The sequence below is a fragment of the Microbacterium sp. A84 genome, from assembly GCF_051842815.1.
In the GTDB taxonomy this organism is placed as follows: domain Bacteria; phylum Actinomycetota; class Actinomycetes; order Actinomycetales; family Microbacteriaceae; genus Microbacterium.
The window spans coordinates 263,501-282,203 of sequence record NZ_JBPXMS010000002.1 but is presented as its reverse complement, the minus strand read 5'-3'; the positions used below and the strand labels follow the sequence as shown (position 1 = coordinate 282,203).

Sequence of the window (18,703 nt, the reverse complement as noted above, 5' to 3'; positions counted from 1 at the left end):
CCGTGGCCGAGGAGGAGTTTGAGATGACGGCGGGCGTGATCCGGTGAACTACTACGTACGAAAGCTGGGCTTTTACGTTGTCGCCCTGTGGGCGGCACTCACGCTCAACTTCCTGATCCCGCGCCTGTTGCCGGGCAACCCGGTCGATATTCTGCTCGCCAAGCTCCAGCAGCGCGGTGGACAGGTATCGGCCGAGACCAGGCACGCATACGAACTCCTCCTCGGTGGTGACTCGTCCGAGCCGCTGATCGTTCAATACGTCAGCTACCTGGTGAACGTCTTCAAGGGTGACCTCGGAGTATCGGTCACCTACTTCCCGGCGCCGGTCACAGAGGTGATCGCGGTCTCTCTGCCCTGGACGATCATGTTGATCGGCATCTCGACCGTGTTGGCGTTCATCATCGGCGTCTCGCTGGGCGCCTTTGTCGGTTGGAAACCGGGCACCTGGGTGGACTCGCTGGTGCCGGCGACGACGCTGCTGGCGGCCGTGCCGTACTTCTGGCTCGCGCTCATCCTGGTGTACTTCCTGTCCACCGGGCTTGGACTGTTCCCGTCGCAGGGCGGGTACAACGTCATCCTCGACCCGGGTTGGAGTTGGGAGTTCATCGGCTCGGCGATCTACTACGGCTTCCTGCCGGCGCTCACAATCGTGATTGCGTCGCTCGGCGGATGGCTGCTGGGCATGCGCAACATGATGGTCTCGACACTCTCGGAGGACTACATCCTCACCGCTCAGGCGAAGGGCCTCTCCAACGGCCGGATCCTGCGCAACTACGCGGCCCGCAATGCGGTGCTGCCATCCATCGCCGGGTTCGCGATCTCACTCGGCTTCGTTGTGGGCGGCTCGGTCATCACCGAGCAGGTGTTCTCGTACCCCGGCATCGGCTCCAAGTTGCTCTCGGCGGTGACGAACAACGATTACGCGCTCATGCAGGGACTCTTCCTGTTCATCACGCTCGCAGTGCTCGGCGCGAACCTCATCGTCGACTTGTTCTACGGCCTCATCGATCCCCGCACGCGGACACGGAGCTGATCGCCATGACTAATATCGCCCCCACCACTGAACCTCAGCTCGCCGACGCGACCGAGGCGATCGTCACGCGTGCGGCGCGCGAGAGGTCGAACCGGTCTCAGCGATCGCGTTCGGCACTTCGCCAGATGCTCCCGACGATGACGCCTTGGCTTGCCTTTGGGCTTGTGCTCATCGGCAGCATCGCCGCGTTCGGCCTCATCGGTCCCTATCTCGTCGGTGACCCGGCGACCATCCGCAACATCGGCCTCACCGGCCCCTCGGCCGAACACCTGCTCGGAACGACGCAGACGGGCCAGGATGTGCTGGCGCAGCTCACATACGCCACGCGTGGGTCGCTGGAGATCGGCCTCATCGTCGGCATTCTCGCCACCGCGCTATCGGCGTTCTTCGGGATCTTCGGCGCCTACATCGGCGGGTTCGCCGATGAGGCGTTCTCGCTCCTGTCGAACGTGTTCCTGGTGATTCCCGGCCTGCCGTTGGTCATTGTCATCTCGGGCTTCGTCCCGGCCGAGGCGCGAGGGCTCTGGACCATCGCGGTTGTCCTGGCGATCACGAGCTGGGCTGGCTCTGCCCGCGTGCTGCGCGCACAGACGCTGTCGATCCGCAACCGTGACTACGTCGCAGCCTCCCGCGTCGCAGGAGAAAAGGCGTGGCGAGTTATCGTCGTCGAGATCCTCCCGAACCTGCTGCCCGTGCTCGCCTCGCAGTTCGTCTTCGCCGTCATCGCCGCGATCCTCGGCGAGGCAGGGCTGTCGTTCATTGGCCTCGGCGCATCCAACTCGTCCACGCTCGGAACAATGCTCTTCTACGCGCAGAACGGCTTCGCGCTGCCTCTGGGCGCCTGGTGGTGGTTCGTGCCGCCAGGCTTGCTCATCGCACTATTCGGCATGGGGCTGTCGCTGGTGAACTTCTCGATCGACGAGATCATCAACCCCAAGCTCAAGCACGTACGCCAGCATGCGCGCCGTGCACGCCGTGCGCGCCACGAGCAGCTCAGGAAGGAGCGCAGCCGATGAGTGCTGTCACCGAGGCCCGTCGGCCCGTTCTCACCATCGAGGATCTCACCGTCGTCTACGAGGTGGAGGAGCCCGTCACCGCGGTCAGGAATGCCTCATTCCAGCTCGCCGCCGGTGAGATTCTGGGCCTTGCCGGAGAGTCGGGATGCGGCAAGACGACCCTCGCCTATGCCGTGAACCGACTGCACAAGCCGCCGGCGCGTATCGCGAACGGCAGCATCGTTTTCCACGATCGTGGCGGTGAAGACATCGACCTGCTCGCGCTCGACGACGAGAAGCTGCGTGCTTTCCGCTGGTCGGAGTTGTCGATGGTGTTCCAGGGCGCGATGAATGCGCTCAACCCCGTGACCAGCGTCCGTGCCCAGCTGGAAGATGTCTTGCAAGAGCACCGCCCGAAGATGTCGAAGCACGAGCGCCGAGAGCGCGCAGCCGACGTGATGCGTCGCGTGGGCGTCGACCCATCGCGGCTCACGTCGTATCCGCACGAACTGTCCGGTGGTATGCGTCAGCGCGTGATGATCGCGATGGCGATGATCCTCGAACCGCAGGTCATGATCATGGATGAGCCGACCACGGCGCTCGATGTCGTCGTGCAACGCGACATCCTGCGCGAGATCGTTCGCCTGCGAGATGAGCTCGGCTTCGCTGTGATTTTCATCACGCACGACCTGCCGCTGCTGCTGGAGATCAGCGATCGCATCGCCGTCATGCTGCGCGGCGAGATCGTCGAGCTGAGCAGCGCGGACGAGATGTATCGAAACCCGCAGCACGAATACACCCGCAAACTGCTCGCCTCATTCCCGAGCCTCAGCGGATCACGCGGATCGTTCATCCGCACCGGAATCGACACCGGAATCGACACTGAGGAGGCGCGCGCATGACGAGCGTGAAGGTCACTGATCTTGTCAAGGAGTTCAGCATCCGCAAGGGTGTGCGACGCGAGCGATTCCGTGCGGTGGACGGAGTCTCCTTCGACCTCGTGCCCGGCCGAACCGTGGCGCTGGTGGGGGAGTCGGGTTCGGGTAAGTCGACTATCGCCCGCATCCTCTCCAAGCTGGAGACGCCGACGTCTGGAACGATCGCGGTGACGCAGCCGGACGGTCGGCCCGTCGCGCGGCGTGACTATCGGCGTCACGTGCAGATGGTGTTCCAGGACCCGTTCGCCTCGCTCAACCCGTTCCATTCGATCGAGCATCACATCAGCCGCCCGCTGCAATTGCACAAGCGCACCCGCGGAGCCGATGAGACCTACGAGAAGGTCATCGAGATGCTCGAGCGTGTGAATCTCGACGAGTCGTTCGCGCAGCGGCGTCCGCATGAGCTGTCCGGCGGTCAGCGACAGCGTGTGGCGATCGCCCGTGCGCTCGCGCCGGGCGCGCAGGTCGTGCTCGCCGACGAGCCGGTATCGATGTTGGACGTGTCCATCCGTCTCGGCGTGCTGAACCTGCTCGGTCGGCTGCAACGTGAGGACGACCTGGCCGTCCTCTACATCACGCACGACCTTGCCACTGCGCGACACTTCTCCGACGAGATCCTCGTCCTCTACAAGGGCCGCGTTGTCGAGCGGGGGCCAGCGGATGCCGTCATCCTCGACCCCCATCACAACTACACCCGCTTGCTCGCGATGGCTGCGCCTGACCCCGAGCGGATCGGCAAGGTCGTCAGTGGGGAGAAGACACCAGACCGCACGACGCTGGACAACTCGGTCTGCTTCAACCACTTCACCGGTGAGTGGGAAGACGCGAAGACGGCCCCAGCTGCCACCTGAGCGCTTCTTTCGAGCGGGTGGTGCGCAACGGCGCGCCACCCGCTCTCCGCTTTGCAGCGGGCGTGCGCTCAGCCCGCGTGCACCTCCAGCACGCGGGCGGACGGCTCGTTTCCGGATGCCGTCACCGCGAGGACGGCGGATGCGGCATCCCATGTCCACGTCCACCCGCTGGCGTCGGCCGGGAAGAAGGCTACGGCCGACAACTCGCGCCCCTGCGCCCACGGCAGGTGCAGGCGCGACGTCTCGGACCCGGCACGTCGCCATACCGACACGTGCGCGTGGTCGCCGTTCCGAAGGCCGAGCGACACCCAATCGTCGTCCCATGCCGGCAGCCCCAGCGGCCACTCCGGGTGCCTGCCGCGGATATCGGAGAGCACGCGCTTGTGTGCGGTGACGGCCTCGCGTACGGCGGCGACCTCGATGGGCGACATGCGGTTGAGATAGCCGGACAGATACATGCGGCCGAGCACGCCGTTGACGAGAGCGAACGTGCGCTCCTCGTCGGTCATGCCCGCCTGCGGGTACGCCCAGTTTCCCGCCTGCTCCGGCAGGATCGCCGCGGGTGCGGCAGCGGCGATGGAGGCGTACGCGACCGGATCCTGCTGATCGGATGTCGACTGCATGTGCAGGCGCGACAGCAGTGCGTAGTCCATGCGCATAGCGCCGGATGAGCAGTTCTCGATGAGGAGTGCCGGATGCCGCGACTGCACGCCATCGATCCAGCTGAGCAGCGCGCGAGCGTGTTCGAGCAGGCCGTGCCCAGGGGCGAGTCCGTCGAGGTCGGTGCCAGGGCCCGTCATCGTGTTCTCGTCCATCTTGATGAAGCCGACGCCGTACTCATCGACGAGACGGTCGACGACGGCATCGAGATGTGCGCGAGCAGCGGGGTGGCGTAGATCCAGCAGGTGCCGGCCGTGCTCGGCGATGCGCACGCCCTGACGTTGGAAGAATGCCTCGTCAGGCAGTGTCTCGGCGAGAGGGGAGCGCACACCGATGACTTCGGGCTCGAGCCACAGGCCCGGTGTCATTCCGCGCGAACGGATGTAGTCGGTCACCTCGGTGATGCCGCCAGGGAAACGCGCGGTGGATGGCTGCCACGCTCCGACGCCGTCCCACCAGTGCCCGTCGGCGTACCAGCCGGCGTCGATGCAGAAGTAGTCGGCACCCGCCTCGGCTGCTGCATCGATCAGAGGGAGCAGCTTCTCGGCCGTCGGGTCGCCCATGAGCGTGTTCATGTAGTCGTTGAAGACGACCGGCAGCGCAGCATCGGCGCTACGCGGAAGGCGGATGGCGCGGCGCTGGTCGGTGAGCGCACGCAGCGCATCGGTGGCATCGCCGGTGGCCACGGCAACGGAAACCGGAGCGGATCGGAAGGTCTCGCCGGGGGCCAGGCGTACGTTCCACTGGTGCTCCTGGTCGGTGGGCCCGCTGAGCAGCACATAGGCGCCGTGCCCGTTCTCGCCGATCTCGGCCAGCCACGGACCGTTGTGCTCAATCTGCCAGGCGAGGGCGTAGCCACCACCGGATGCCGCGAGGGCAGCGGTGGGCACCTTCTCGCCACTGGACCATGAGCCGCGGTTACCGAGCGCGATGCGCGTGCGCGGCGGCTGGTTGTGGTGCAGGTGGCGGCCGACGTCGATGAGTCCGGCTGCGCGCAGCGGTTCACTCTTCCAGCGATTCTCGGCGATCCAGTCGTTGTCGGCGTGGGTGAGCACGATGGCGTCGACGGATGACGCCTGTGCGTCGGCGAGGAACGATCCGGTCGCGAAGCTCGAGACGGCGTCGAGTACGAGCTCAGCATCCGTCGTCACTTCGGTCCAGGTGCGTACGGCGGCAGCCGAGGCGCGGGCTTGGAAGACGCTCGTGACGCGGATGCCGCGCGAGCCGTCTTCCTGCACGATGCTTTCCTGCACGATGCGCAGTTCGTGGCATCCGTCCTTCTCCGATTCATCGTGCGACACGAGGCGCAGATCGCGCCCGATGATCGTGTCGACGTGGCGGTAACTGCCGGGGAAGCGGCCATGACCGAACGCGGAGATCTCGACGAGTGGCTGCTCACCGTGACCCGATGGCAGGACAGGTGTGGGTGCGGGGGAGTCGGAGGGGCGCAGTGAGAGGACGCTCACCGGTCCATCGGCCGGCGCCGAAAAGGTGAGAGAGATGCGCGGAGCGTGCCAGACGATGTCTGCTGCAGGACGGGGTGTCATATGGATCCTCGATCGTGGGTGTGATGAGATCCTTTCAATCCTCTAGGCCTCGGCGCAAGCCACTATGTTTAATTACGTGACAAACAGGGTGAATCAGATGACAGAAATGCGCGAGATGTCTCCGGCCGTGCGCGCCGCGCTCCTCGAAGTGCTCATCCACGGTGAGCTGCCCCGCGCGGAGATCGCGCGACGCTTGCACCTTTCGCGAGCGAGCCTCACGCGCATCACCAGGCAGCTCGTCGACGGGGGCTTCCTCGCGGAGGGAGAGACGCGGCTGATGGCGCAGACTGGCCGGCCATCGGAGCTCCTGTCGCTGCGTGCGGATGCGCGTCATTTCCTCGGCGTCAAACTCACCGGCGATCGCCTTTACGCCGTTGTCACTGACCTGTCCGCTCGCATCGTGGCCTCGGTCGATCACGCGCTCGTCTCACGCGATCCCGCAGACGTCGTTGGCCAGATCGCGGATGTGGCACGGGAATTCTCGGCGCAGTGGCCGGACCTGGTTGCCATCGGCATCACGCTCGCAGGACGAGTGGGCCGTCGCGCTAACGGCGCGCTGGTGGAGCAGTCTGCGTTCCTCGAGTGGGAGGACGTGCCGTTGGGTGTGATGGTCGAGACCGCGACCGGCATGCCGTGCTCAGTGGAGAACGACGTGCAGGCGCTCACCGCAACCGAGCACTGGTTCGGTGCGGGCGCTGGCATTGACGACATGGCGCTCATCACGGTGGGGATGGGCATCGGCTGCGGTCTCGTCGTGGGTGGCAACGTCGTCGAGGGTGCGCACGCACGGTCGGGTCAGGTGAGTCACACGATCGTGGATGAGGCGGGTCCGCACTGTGATCTCGGGCACCGGGGCTGCGCGTCGAGCATGCTCGTGAACGACGCCATAGTCGGGGCGTATCGCCAGGCCGGCGCGGACTACTCGCAGGTCGTCGAGGCGGCACGTGAGGGTGATCCCATCGCGCGTGCAGTCTTCGCGGATGCTGGCCGGGCGCTGGGTGTGCTCATTGCCACGGTCGTCAATCTCGTGGATCCGCAGAAGGTCGTACTCACTGGCGACGGCATCGCCGTGCATGAGCTTGGCGGAGAGGCGATGCGTGCGGCGCTCGCCGACCGCCTCGACCGGGAAGCTGTGGAAGTGGACCTGGATGTGCGCACCGGAGACTTCTCGGAGTGGGCGCGTGCGGGTGCGGGAATCGCCATTCGGGGGATGCTCGCATAATTCTTTGTTTCATGATTTGACAAACCCCTGCTCTGCGCGGGACGCTGGAACCTCCACAACGACGGAGGCTCCGCCATGCCCGATGTTCGACGTTTCCACGCCGCAGGCGCGGCGCTGGTCGTTGCCTTCCGCGACGCCGGACTGCCGGAGGTGCTCCACTGGGGTGCGGACATCGGTGAAGTGTCGGACGCTGCGCTCGCGGCGCTTGATTCGGTCAGCGTGCGCCAGATTCCCGCGAGCGCGCTCGACGAGGTCTGGCCACTCACGATTTTGCCGACCGAACGGGATGGCTGGCAGGGGCGTCCGGGCCTGTCTGGTGCGATCGCTGGTGCGCCGCTGTTGCCGGATTGGACGCTCGAGCGAATCGACGCCGACGAGCGTGGCTTCTCGATCGTTGCGGTGGCCGAAGGGCTGAGGCTGGAAAGCGCGCTGCGGTTTGACGCCGACGGTGTGCTGCGCGTCGATCACCGTGTCGTGAACTCAGGCAGCGCGGCTGTCACGATCGCGGGTTTGGATGCGGTGTTGCCTGTCGCCGAGCGGGCGAGTGAGCTGCTCGACTTCACCGGGCGATGGATGCGTGAGCGCTCGCCGCAGCGTCGTCCGATCGTGATGGGCAGCCAGGTGCGTGAGTCGCGTCGCGGACGCACGGGGCATGACGCCCCGACGCTCGCTGTCGCGGGAACGCCGGGTTTCAGTGACCGAACGGGTGAGGTCTGGGCTGTGCACCTCGCGTGGAGTGGGGATGCCGTCTATCGCACCGACCGCCTACCCGAAGGCCGCAACGTGCTGGGTGCGGGCGAACTACTGCGCCCCGATGAGATCGTGCTCGCATCGGGTGAGGCGTTCGCCGCGCCGACGGCATGGTTCGTGTGGAGTGAGGCCGGCCTCGACGGCCTGTCGTCGCGGCTGCACCGTTCGCTGCGTGCCCGTCCGGCGCATCCCTCGTCTGCGCGTCCCGTCGTGCTGAACACCTGGGAAGCGGTGTACTTCGACCACACGTTGGCTCCGCTGGTCGCACTGGCGGATGCTGCGGCATCCGTCGGCGTGGAGCGTTTCGTGCTTGATGACGGCTGGTTCCTTGGGCGCCGCCGAGACGACGCCGGCCTGGGTGACTGGCTCGTCGACCCTGCAGTGTGGCCGGAGGGCCTGCATCCGATCGTCGATCACGTGCGCGAGCTCGGCATGGGGTTCGGGCTGTGGGTCGAGCCGGAGATGGTCAACCTCGATTCGGAGCTTGCGCGCGAGCATCCGGAATGGCTGCTGCGTGCCACGGGGCGCGAGACGCGTTCGTGGCGCAATCAGCATGTGCTCGACGTTGCGCGTCCGGAAGTCGCGTCATATCTGCTGGAGCGACTGAGTGCGATTCTGGACGAGTACCCGATCGAATACCTGAAGTGGGATCACAACCGCGATCTGCTCGAGGCCGCGCATGCGGGTCGTGCGGGCGTGGATGCGCAGACCCGTGCGGTGTACGCGCTGCTTCATGATCTGCGCCGCCGGCACCCCGCCGTGGAAATCGAGTCGTGCTCCTCGGGTGGCGGGCGAGTCGATCTCGGTATTCTCGCGCACACCGATCGGGTGTGGGCGTCGGATACGAATGACCCGATCGAGCGTTCACGCATCCAGCGTTGGACCGAGCTGCTGCTGCCGCCCGAGCTGATCGGCAGCCATGTCGGGCCAGGTACCGCGCACACGACGCGCCGCGCGACCGACCTGCGGTTCCGGATGGCGACGACCCTGTTTGCGTCGGCGGGTATCGAGACTGACATCACTCGGTTCACGGACGAGGAGCGCGCAGAGCTTGCAGCGTGGATTCTCGAGTACAAGCGGCTGCGTGAACTCATGCACACCGGCGAACTCGTGCACGATGCGACCGACGACGAGGGGCAGTTGCTGACCGGGGCGGTGGCGCAGGATAAGCGGCACGCGCTGTTCCGGCTGACGCGGGAAACCACAGGTGAGTGGTCGGTGCCTCCGGCGCTGCGCCTGCCGGGCCTGGACCCCGCGTTGACCTACCGGGTCTCGGTCGTGTCAGCGCTCACGACGAAGGCATACCTCGACCCGAAGACCGTGCCGTGGCTGGCAGACGGTGGCGCCGTGTTGCCGGGGTCGTTGCTGTCGGGGATCGGGCTGCGCACGCCGCTGCTGGCGCCCGCATCCGCGCTCGTGCTGGAGGTCGTCGCAGTCTGATGGGGGACCGATCCGCCGGATCCTGAGTCACCTGCTGTTCACCGTAGCTTCGTATTCTGGCCGACATGCTCGATATCGTGGCGGCGCTGGAAGAAGAAGTGGCACAGCTGCCTCCCGGGGCGCGGCTGCCGAGTGAGCATGAGCTGATGGGCCGGTTCAACGCGACGCGCAGTACAGTTCGGCGGGCGATCGAGCAGCTCGAGAATCGGTACCTCCTGAGGCGGGTGCACGGATCCGGCACGTTCGTGAACAGGAGGATCGACTATCTCCTCTCGCCCGGCCTTGCACCGTCGCTGCATGACACTGTTCAACGCGCCGGAGCCGAAGCACGCACCTTCGTTCTGGATGCCGGCATTCATGACGCCCCGGCAGACATCGCCGCACACCTTGATGTTCCGGCGGGCGAGAGCTGCATGCGCCTCGTACGGGTGGGGTACATCGACGATCAGCCGGCGATGTGTGGCGAGGAGTGGATTCGCCCAGGCATCCTCGATCACGTCGATGTGAGTCTGCGCGCGATCGAATCGCTGACCGAAGTGCTGCGCGGCTCCCACCGTGACCCGACCCGCGCCTGGTCGCGGGTGTCGACCGAGTTGCCACCCGCGCTGGTGGTGCAACGGCTCGAGCTGCGCGCACCCGCCCCGGTGTGGTGTCTGGAGACCCTCACCCGCGACGGTGTCGGAGGCGCGCCGTTGATGTTCAGTCGGTCTTGGATGCGCCAGGACCGCATTCGCGTCGTCATCGAGTTCGACGGGCGGGATGCTGCGGCATCCACGGCGCACTAGCCGACTGCGCGACAAGTCACCAGTCGTTTACCAAACGGTTCACCTGCCGGTAACTGAAGCATCCGGTCTGGGCCACTTCCACGCCGGACAGTGGAGGCATGAACACGAACGCACGGAATCCCGAGGAACGACGCCGCACCGCACGCGTCCTCGTCGGCGCGACCGAAGCCCAACTCGCCGATCTCTGGCGCACGTGGACCGATCGTCCTCAGATCGAATATCTGCGCGGTCCGGAATCTGGCCTGGTCATGGTGCAGGGCCGTATCGGCGGCACCGGCGATCGCTTCCATCTCGGCGAAGCCACCGCCACCAGGGCGACGGTCGCCGTGCGCAGCGGCTCCGACGAGGCTGTCGGTTCGGCCTATGTTCTCGGCAGCCATCCGGAGCACGCCGCGCTCGCCGCAATCTTCGAGGGGATGCTGGAATCCGCGGCTCGCGACCGGGTGATGGCGGAGGTCATCGAGCCTCTCGAACGGGGGCAGACGGCACACGATCACCAGAAGCGTCGGGAGGAGCGGGCCACTGTCGTGGACTTCTTCACCGTCGCACGAGAGAACGACGGCTTCGGGCCGGACGAGGAGGAAGACGAGTGAACGTCACCGCCATCCAGACGCCGGGTCTCGCAGATCCGGTCAACGACGCGCAGCGAATCTTCCGTGCTGCACTTGCAGCGCTCGCGCGCCCGACGCTCGCACAGCCGGTCCGCGCCGGCATGGTGCCACCCGCGCCATTGAGCCCGACGGTCGGAGCGCTTGTTCTGACGCTCTGCGACGAGCAGACTCCGATCTGGCTGGACCCCGCACTACGCGGAACCGGCGACGTCGAGACGTGGATCCGCTTCCACACCGGCGCGCGGATCGTGGAAGATGCGCACGATGCGCTGTTCTGCGTTGCATCCGGGCCGTCGGCCGTGCCGTCGCTGAGTGACCTGCGTCAGGGAAGCGACGAGGAGCCGCATCTGTCCGCGACGGTCATCATCGACGCGGCAGGCGCTGAGTCGACCGGCTCTTTCGTGGCGTCCGGTCCTGGCATCAACGGAGAGGTCTGCTGGGACGGCGCAGGCCTGCCGGCATCCTCACCCGAACGACCGGGCTTCCTCGAGACATGGGATGCCAACACGAGGCGTTACCCGCGCGGGGTCGACCTGATCCTCGCCGGTGAAGACGAAGTGCGCGGACTGCCGCGTACCACTGCACTGAAGGAGAGCCGCTGATGTACGTGGCAGTGAAGGGTGGCGAGAAGGCGATCGCCAACGCCCACGCCCTATTGGCCAAACGGGGAGCGGGCGACACGGAGCGCATCGCCTACGACCAGGTGCGAGACCAGCTCGGTGTGCTGGTCTCCCGAGTCATGGCAGAGGGGTCGCTGTACGATCCCGACCTGGCGGCGAAGGCGCTCCTGCAGGCGCAGGGCGACGTGCTCGAAGCGGTCACGCTGATTCGCTCCTACCGCACGACGTTGCCACGCTTCGGCGTGACGCACGCCCTGGACACGTCCGGTCTTCCGCCTGAGCGGCGGATCTCGGCGACCTTCAAAGACATCCCGGGCGGACAGCAGCTGGGTGCCACGTTCGACTACACGCACCGTCTGCTGGCCGACGAGCTCCCGACGCCGACGATCACCGAACCCGATGTGGAGCTCGATCCCGAGCTCGACCCCGAGCTCGATTTCGACGCAGCGATGCCGCGTGTCACCGATCTGCTCGGCCGGAGCGCGCTCATTGAACCTGACCGTCCAGCCGAAGGCTGGGAGGATCCGGATCCTGCCGATCTCACCCGCGAACCCACGACGTTCCCGATGACGCGTGCCGAACGACTGCAGGCTCTCAGCAGAGGCGACGAAGGTTTCCTGCTGTCGCTGGGCTATTCGACCCAGCGCGGCTTTGGCAACACGCATCCGTTTGTTGGCGAGGTGCGCGTGGGCGAGGTCGAGGTATCGTTCGAGGCCCCAGAAATCGGCCACGATGTGCCGATCGGCCGCATCGAGGTCACCGAATGCCAGATGGTGAACCAGTTCGTCGGCACGGCTGAGCAGCCGCCGCAGTTCACCCGCGGCTATGGACTGGTCTTCGGGCGTGCCGAGCGCAAAGCGATGTCGATGTCGCTCGTGGACCGCGCGCTGCGCAAAGACGAGTTCGGCGAGCGCGAGGTCTCACCCGCTCAGGACGAGGAATTCGTGATCGCGCACAGCGACAACGTGCAGGCCGCCGGCTTCGTCGAGCACCTGAAGCTGCCGCACTATGTCGATTTCCAGGCCGAACTCGGACTCATCCGTCGCCTCAACCAGGAATTCGAGGAGCGGCGTGCAGCCGCCGGGAAGGACGCATCATGAGCGAGCCGCGCATCGTCTACAACGAGGGATACCTCGACGAGCACACCAAGCGCGTCGTCAGGCGCGCACTGCTGAAGGGCGTCGCGATCCCCGGGTTCCAGGTGCCGTTCGCCTCGCGCGAGGTGCCGATGCCGCGCGGCTGGGGCACGGGTGGGGTGCAGGTCACCGCGTCGGTGATCGGCAAGTCCGACACGCTGAAGGTGATCGATCAGGGCGCCGACGACACGACCAACGCCGTGTCGATCCGGCAGTTCTTCGAGAAGGTCGCTGGCGCTCAGGCGACGACGCGCACGGATGAGGCGACGCTGATCCAGACCCGCCACCGCATCCCCGAGACACCTCTCGTCGATGGCCAGATCATCGTCTTTCAGGTGCCGATTCCCGAGCCGCTGCGATTCCTCGAACCACGTGAGACCGAGACGCGTCGCCTTCATGCCCTCGAGGAATACGGACTGATGTACGTCAAGCTCTATGAGGACATCGCGCGCTACGGTCACATCGCCAAGACGTACGACTACCCGGTGATGGTGAACGGACGTTACGTGATGGCGCCGTCGCCGACGCCGAGCTTCGACAACCCGAAGATGCACCAGAGCCCCGCGCTGCAGCTGTTCGGCGCCGGCCGTGAGAAGCGCATCTACGCCATCCCGCCGTACACCGACGTCGAGTCGCTCGGGTTCGAGGATTTCCCCTTCGAACCCCAGCGCTTCCAGGATCCGTGCGAGATCTGCGGATCAGAGGGCGTCTATCTCGACGAGATCATCATCGACGACGCAGGAGGGGCGATGTTCGCATGCAGCGATACCGACCACTGCGAGCGCACAGCGGCTGCGAACGCGGACCGTCGGATTCCGGCCGCGATCACCGGCCGCCAGAACGAGGAGGTCCCGGTATGAACACCGATCAGCCACTGCTCAGCGTCACCGGCGCAGGCCACCGGTATGGGGAGCGCTTTGGATGCCGAGGCGTCGACTTCGACCTGTGGCCGGGCGAAGTGCTCGCCGTCGTCGGGGAATCCGGCTCGGGCAAGTCCACCCTGCTGGGGATGCTGTCGCAGCGACTGAGCATCGACGAGGGATCGATCCGTTACCGCACCGGTGACGAGCTTGTCGAGCTGTCTTCCCTGTCGGAGCGCGAGGTGCGCCGTCTCTGGCGTACCGAGTGGGGCTTCGTGCACCAGAACGCCGCGGACGGACTGCGGATGCACGTCTCAGCCGGCGGCAACGTCGGCGAACCGCTGATGGCGAACGGCGAACGCCACTACGGCACGATCCGCGCGCAGGCGGCGGACTGGCTGGAGCGTGTGGAGATCCCGCGAGAACGCATGGATGAGACGCCAGCCACCTTCTCGGGCGGTATGCGCCAGCGCGTGCAGATCGCCCGCAACCTCGTGTTCGGGCCGAAGCTCGTCTTCATGGACGAGCCCACCAGCGGCCTGGACGTCTCGGTGCAGGCTCGTCTGCTCGATCTCATCCGCTCGCTCGTCGCCGACCTCGGCCTCGCGGTCGTGATCGTGACGCACGACCTCGCCGTGGCCCGGCTCATCTCCCACCGCACGCTCGTGATGAAGGACGGCCGGGTGATCGAATCTGGGCTCACTGACCGCGTGCTCGATGACCCCCAGGCCGCCTACACCCAGCTGCTCGTCTCTTCGATCCTGCAAGGATGACCATGACCGACACACCCGCTCTCCGCGTCGACGGAGTCGCCAAGACCTTCACCCTGCATCTGCAGGACGCCCAAGTGCCCGTGCTGAAAGACGTCTCCTTCGATGTGCCGCGTGGACAGTGCGTCGTGCTCGGCGGCGATTCCGGCGCGGGCAAGAGCACCATCATGAAGATGGTCAACGGAAACTACGCCGTCGACCGCGGCAGTATCGTCGTGCGTCATCGAGATGGGCACGTCGATCTGGCGAGCGCGGCACCGCGTGAGGTCATCGCGGTGCGCCGGGAGTCGATGGGCTACGTGAGTCAGTTCTTGCGCTCGGTGCCCCGCGTGGCGGCACTGGACATCGTGGCGGAGCCGCTCACCGAACACGGAGTATCGCGGGATGCCGCCCGGGAGCGCGCCGGAGAGCTGCTCGAACGCCTCAGCATCCCACAGCGGCTGTGGAACCTGCCGCCCGCCACGTTCTCCGGCGGTGAGCAGCAGCGCGTGAACATCGCCCGCGGGTTCGCGACCACCCGCCCACTGATGCTGCTCGACGAGCCCACCGCGTCGCTCGACGCACGCAACCGCGGCGTCGTGATCGAGATGATCCGTGAGCGCCTTGCGTCAGGCACCGGAATCCTCGCGATTTTCCACGACCACGACGTCCGCGATGCCGTCGCCGATCTCGTTGTGGATGTCGCGGCGTTCACGCCCACGCGTCAGAAGGTTGCCGCATGACACGCTGCGCCGTGTACGCGGTGCCTGGTCTGGATCAGGGGGCGCCGACTGTGGCCGTTCGGCTGCGCGACGCCGTCGAGAGCTGGTACTCGGAGCATCCCGGCATCACCGTGGATGCACGTCGCTACGGTTTCCACGCCACGCTCAAGGCTCCGTTCGAACTCGCTTCCGGTGTGACGATCTCCGATCTCGCGGCGGCGGTGTCGGCGTTCGCGAGCACGCGCCGATCCATCGTGCTGCCCGATCTGCGTGCTGCCTCGATCGGTTCCTTCCGCGCTCTCGTGCTCGGGGGCGATGCTGTCGAGACGAATGCGCTCGCCGCCGACGTCGTCCGCACGTTTGAACCGTTCCGTGCGCCGCTCACCGATTCCGACATTGCACGGCGCAGGCCCGAGCGATTGACCGCGCGGCAGCGGGAGATTCTGCACGAGTACGGCTATCCGTTCGCGCTCGACGAGTTCCGCTTCCATCTGACGCTCACCGATGCCCTCGACGGTCCGGCCGCGGACATCGACGCCGCGATCGGGCGGCACTTCGCCGCCTTCGAGGGTGCGGATATCCCGCTCACTTCCCTCGCCGTCTTCGTCGAACCCGACCGTGGACAGCCCTTCGGCATCCACTCAATCCACCCCTTCCAGGAGATCGCATGACGACCGACACCATTCTCCGCAACGCCCAGATCGTGCTCGCTGACGAGGTGGTCCACGGATCCGTCCGGATGATCGACGGCGTGATCGTCGACGTCGTCCCCTCCGACAGCGCGCTCGATGGCGTCCTGACCGGTCCGGGTGGTCTTGACGGTCCGGGGGAGGACATGTGCGGCGACTATCTGATGCCCGGTCTCGTCGAGCTGCACACCGACCAGGTAGAGGGGCACTTCCAGCCGAGGCCGAAGCGATTCTGGGATCCGATTCCGGCGGTGATCGCGCATGACGCTCAGATGACGGCATCCGGAATGACGACAGTGCTGGATGCGCTGCGGATCGGGGGCAGCCCCGATGAGGCCGGCTTGGCGGCGCAGGCCGACATCCTGGTCGCGGCCATCGTGCATGCGGCGGACGCCGGACTGCTGCGGGCCGATCATCTCGTGCACCTGCGGTGCGAGGTCTCGACGTACGACGTCGTCGACGTCTTCGAACGGATCGGCGGCCATGAGCGCGTGCGTCTCGTATCGCTCATGGACCACACGCCAGGTCAGCGCCAGTACGCCGACGTCGAGGCGTTCCGCACCTATATGGTCGGCAAGCACAGCTTCTCCGACGCGCAGTTCGAGGCGCACGTAGTCGATCTGCATGAGCGCAGCGCGCTGTATGCCGACGCGCACCGTGGCGAGATGGCACGACGCGCCTCGGCGCGGGGCATTACGATGGCCGCGCACGATGACGCGACGCTCGCTCATGTCACTGAATCGTCCGAGCTCGGCGTGCGGATCTCGGAATTCCCCACCACCGTCGAGGCCGCGCGGGCGGCGCGGGCGGCGGGTCAGCTCGTGGTCATGGGCGCGCCGAACATCGTGCGCGGTGGATCGCACTCCGGCAACGTCGCGGCCGCCGAACTGCTGAGGCACGGCCTGCTCGACATCCTTTCCAGCGACTACGTGCCGGCAAGTCCACTGCAGGCCGTGTTCGCTCTCGTCGCGAATGGCGATGTGACCCTCTCGCAGGGGGCAGCGCTCGTGAGCGCCAATCCCGCTCGGGCCATCGGTCTGCACGATCGCGGAACCATCGCGGTGGGCCTTCGGGCCGACCTCGTGCGGGTGCATGTTCACGAGTTGGCGGCGAGCGCGCACCACCCATCGGGTGCACCGGTTCCGATCGTGCGCGGCGTGTGGCGTGAAGGGGTGAGGGTGGCATGAACGGAGCACTCGTTGCCGTCGTCGGCCCCAGCGGAGCCGGGAAGGATGCCGTGATCGACGTCGCCCGCGATCATTACGCCGGCAACACCAGAGTGGTCTTCCCCCGCCGCGTGATCACCCGGCCCGCCGGCGCAGGGGAAGACCACCAACCCGTCACCGAAGCGGAGTTCGCATCGCTCGAGCGTGCAGGCGGATTCGCGATGTGGTGGGCGGCGCACGGGCTCCGATACGGCGTCCCGAATCCCGTCGCCGAGTCGGTGCGCGACGGGGCAGTGGCGGTCGTCAACGTGTCACGGGGCGCGCTGTCTGGCCTCGAATCTGCCTTCCCGTGCGTCCGTGTCGTGCGCGTAACGGTCCCCGACGAGGTGCGCAAGGCACGCATCCTTTCCCGCGGGCGGGAGAACTCCGTCGAGGCGCTGGCGCGGCTGCACCGAGCCGATCCCGCTCCCGATCAGCCGGTCGACCTCGAGATCGTCAACGACGGGCCGCTGGCGGATGCCGGCGACACTCTCATCGCCTTCATGCGGGATGTGCTGGAAGAGCAGAAGGCTCTCGACGGATCCCGATGAACGACACGATCCCGCCGAGCGCCATGAGTGCAGCCGTCACCCAGGCCGCACTGTGGAATCCATCGAGATCGAGCATTCCCCCGACGATCGTCGACAGCATTGCGACGACGATGAGTCCGGCGACGCGGGAGATGGCGTTGTTGACGGCGGATGCGATGCCGGAGCGGTTCTCGTCGATCGCGCCGAGTACCGCAGAGGTGAGCGGTGCGACCGTCAGCGACAGGCCCAAACCCATGACGATCATCGCCGGCAGCACCTGCCACCAGTAGTTGAAGCTGCTCGAGACCGTGAGCAGCAGCAGTGCACCCGCAGCCATGAGCAGCGGACCCACCGTCATGAACAGGCGCGGTCCGAGCTTGCCCGCCCAGGCGCCCGCGTGGGAGCTGAGGAGAATCATCAGGATCGTGATCGGCAGGCTCGCCAACCCCGCCGCGGTCGCGCTGAGACCGGCACCCTCCTGCAGGTAGACGCCAATGACGAAGCCGTTCAGCGACAGTGCCGCGTAGATGAACAGCGTGGCCAGGTTGCCCCACGCGAAGTTGCGGGCGCGGAACAGTGAAAGTGGCATCAGGGGCGCGCTCGAGTACCGCTGGCGCACCAGAAATGCGGCGAAGAGCAGGATGCCGCCCACTCCGGGGAGCCAGATGGTGGGAGAGCCCCAACCCAGGTTCGGTTGTTCGATGAGTGCGAACACCGCGGCTCCGAGGCCCAGTGCGCACAGCATTCCGCTCCACCAGTCCACGCGCGTGCCGCGGGGCTGATCCGGAAGGCGAAGACGTGCGAGCAGCATGAGCGTGATGCCGATGGGGACGACGTTGATGAGGAACACGAACCGCCACGACAGCAGGTCGACGAACAGCCCTCCCAGCAGCGGGCCGGCGAGCTGTGCACCGGTGGTGAATGCCGTCCACATACCGATCGCGCGCGCTTGCAGTTCGCCCCGCATCGCTGTCATGATCAGCGCGAGCGAGCTGGGTACGAGCAGTGCTCCGGCAGCGCCCTGGGCGGCACGGGCGATGATGAGCGTGATCGGTTCCGGCGCGGCCGCCACCGCGATCGAGGCCACGCCGAAGGCGATGAGTCCGATGCGCATGATGCGAACGCGACCGTAGGCATCCGAGAGTGAACCCGCCAGCAGGATCAACGCGCTGAGCGTGATGAGATACGCATCGACGACCCACTGCTGCGTTGTGATTCCGCCGCCGAGCTCATCGCTGATCGCAGGAAGCGCGACCGTGACAACCGTGCCGTCGAGGAAGGTGACGAAGGATGCCAGGACCGCGATCGAGATCACGAGGCGCTGGAGTGCGGTGAACGAGGTCACGAGACTGAGACTACT

18 protein-coding genes are annotated in these 18,703 nt (G+C 66.4%); 16 read left to right on the top strand and 2 right to left on the bottom strand.

The window, feature by feature from the left end:
- Positions 1–43: 43 nt before the first annotated feature.
- From ACSU04_RS11710 to ACSU04_RS11695, 4 genes are read left to right on the top strand one after another with little or no spacing between them, the layout of a single operon-like run.
- Positions 44–1,033, top strand: a complete 990-nt coding sequence (locus ACSU04_RS11710) for an ABC transporter permease (RefSeq protein ID WP_439285047.1) — start codon at positions 44–46, stop codon at positions 1,031–1,033.
- A gap of 5 nt (positions 1,034–1,038) precedes the next feature.
- Complete coding sequence (locus ACSU04_RS11705; RefSeq protein ID WP_439289626.1) at positions 1,039–2,049, top strand: ABC transporter permease; 1,011 nt, start codon at positions 1,039–1,041, stop codon at positions 2,047–2,049.
- Positions 2,046–2,930 (top strand): ABC transporter ATP-binding protein, encoded by an 885-nt coding sequence (locus tag ACSU04_RS11700; RefSeq protein ID WP_439289625.1) that lies wholly within the window; start codon positions 2,046–2,048, stop codon positions 2,928–2,930. Before ACSU04_RS11705 ends, ACSU04_RS11700 begins: the two co-directional genes overlap by 4 nt.
- Positions 2,927–3,817 (top strand): ABC transporter ATP-binding protein, encoded by an 891-nt coding sequence (locus tag ACSU04_RS11695; protein ID WP_439289624.1) that lies wholly within the window; start codon positions 2,927–2,929, stop codon positions 3,815–3,817. Before ACSU04_RS11700 ends, ACSU04_RS11695 begins: the two co-directional genes overlap by 4 nt.
- Before the next feature lie 68 nt (positions 3,818–3,885).
- Here the strand turns inward: ACSU04_RS11695 and ACSU04_RS11690 are convergent, their stop codons facing one another.
- A complete protein-coding gene (locus ACSU04_RS11690) occupies positions 3,886–6,024 on the bottom strand; it encodes a glycoside hydrolase family 36 protein (protein WP_439289623.1) in 2,139 nt (712 codons plus the stop codon).
- A gap of 97 nt (positions 6,025–6,121) precedes the next feature.
- Here ACSU04_RS11690 and ACSU04_RS11685 point away from each other — a divergent pair, with 97 nt between their 5' ends.
- The 12 genes from ACSU04_RS11685 to phnN all read left to right on the top strand — a co-directional run bounded on the left by ACSU04_RS11685 (position 6,122) and on the right by phnN (position 17,364).
- Complete coding sequence (locus tag ACSU04_RS11685) at positions 6,122–7,246, top strand: ROK family protein (protein WP_439289622.1); 1,125 nt, start codon at positions 6,122–6,124, stop codon at positions 7,244–7,246.
- A gap of 75 nt (positions 7,247–7,321) precedes the next feature.
- Positions 7,322–9,436, top strand: a complete 2,115-nt coding sequence (locus ACSU04_RS11680; RefSeq protein ID WP_439289621.1) for an alpha-galactosidase — start codon at positions 7,322–7,324, stop codon at positions 9,434–9,436.
- 65 nt (positions 9,437–9,501) lie between these two features.
- Positions 9,502–10,221 (top strand): GntR family transcriptional regulator, encoded by a 720-nt coding sequence (locus tag ACSU04_RS11675; protein ID WP_439289620.1) that lies wholly within the window; start codon positions 9,502–9,504, stop codon positions 10,219–10,221.
- 98 nt (positions 10,222–10,319) lie between these two features.
- Complete coding sequence (phnG, locus tag ACSU04_RS11670) at positions 10,320–10,814, top strand: phosphonate C-P lyase system protein PhnG (protein ID WP_439289619.1); 495 nt, start codon at positions 10,320–10,322, stop codon at positions 10,812–10,814.
- On the top strand, positions 10,811–11,434 hold the full coding sequence (gene phnH / locus ACSU04_RS11665) for a phosphonate C-P lyase system protein PhnH (protein WP_439289618.1): 624 nt from the start codon (positions 10,811–10,813) through the stop codon (positions 11,432–11,434). The genes phnG and phnH overlap by 4 nt, the downstream gene beginning before the upstream one ends.
- Entirely contained in the window at positions 11,434–12,552 is a 1,119-nt protein-coding gene (locus ACSU04_RS11660) for a carbon-phosphorus lyase complex subunit PhnI (RefSeq protein ID WP_439289617.1), read from the top strand. The genes phnH and ACSU04_RS11660 overlap by 1 nt, the downstream gene beginning before the upstream one ends.
- Positions 12,549–13,448: an alpha-D-ribose 1-methylphosphonate 5-phosphate C-P-lyase PhnJ gene (locus ACSU04_RS11655; RefSeq protein WP_439285026.1), complete on the top strand. Its 900-nt coding sequence runs from the start codon at positions 12,549–12,551 to the stop codon at positions 13,446–13,448. The genes ACSU04_RS11660 and ACSU04_RS11655 overlap by 4 nt, the downstream gene beginning before the upstream one ends.
- On the top strand, positions 13,445–14,221 hold the full coding sequence (gene phnK, locus ACSU04_RS11650) for a phosphonate C-P lyase system protein PhnK (RefSeq protein ID WP_439285024.1): 777 nt from the start codon (positions 13,445–13,447) through the stop codon (positions 14,219–14,221). The genes ACSU04_RS11655 and phnK overlap by 4 nt, the downstream gene beginning before the upstream one ends.
- Before the next feature lie 2 nt (positions 14,222–14,223).
- On the top strand, positions 14,224–14,940 hold the full coding sequence (gene phnL, locus ACSU04_RS11645; RefSeq protein WP_439285022.1) for a phosphonate C-P lyase system protein PhnL: 717 nt from the start codon (positions 14,224–14,226) through the stop codon (positions 14,938–14,940).
- The gene (locus tag ACSU04_RS11640) at positions 14,937–15,590 is read left to right on the top strand and encodes a DUF1045 domain-containing protein (RefSeq protein ID WP_439289616.1); all 654 of its coding nucleotides are present in this window, start codon (positions 14,937–14,939) and stop codon (positions 15,588–15,590) included. The genes phnL and ACSU04_RS11640 overlap by 4 nt, the downstream gene beginning before the upstream one ends.
- Positions 15,587–16,795 (top strand): alpha-D-ribose 1-methylphosphonate 5-triphosphate diphosphatase, encoded by a 1,209-nt coding sequence (locus tag ACSU04_RS11635; RefSeq protein ID WP_439289615.1) that lies wholly within the window; start codon positions 15,587–15,589, stop codon positions 16,793–16,795. Before ACSU04_RS11640 ends, ACSU04_RS11635 begins: the two co-directional genes overlap by 4 nt.
- Positions 16,792–17,364: a phosphonate metabolism protein/1,5-bisphosphokinase (PRPP-forming) PhnN gene (phnN, locus tag ACSU04_RS11630; protein ID WP_439285016.1), complete on the top strand. Its 573-nt coding sequence runs from the start codon at positions 16,792–16,794 to the stop codon at positions 17,362–17,364. Before ACSU04_RS11635 ends, phnN begins: the two co-directional genes overlap by 4 nt.
- Here phnN and ACSU04_RS11625 read toward each other — a convergent pair.
- Positions 17,315–18,688 carry an MFS transporter gene (locus tag ACSU04_RS11625; RefSeq protein WP_439285014.1) on the bottom strand — a complete coding sequence of 458 codons (1,374 nt, stop codon included), beginning with the start codon at positions 18,686–18,688 and terminating at the stop codon, positions 17,315–17,317. The two genes, phnN and ACSU04_RS11625, sit on opposite strands and share 50 nt — an antisense overlap.
- Between the last annotated feature and the right edge of the window lie 15 nt (positions 18,689–18,703).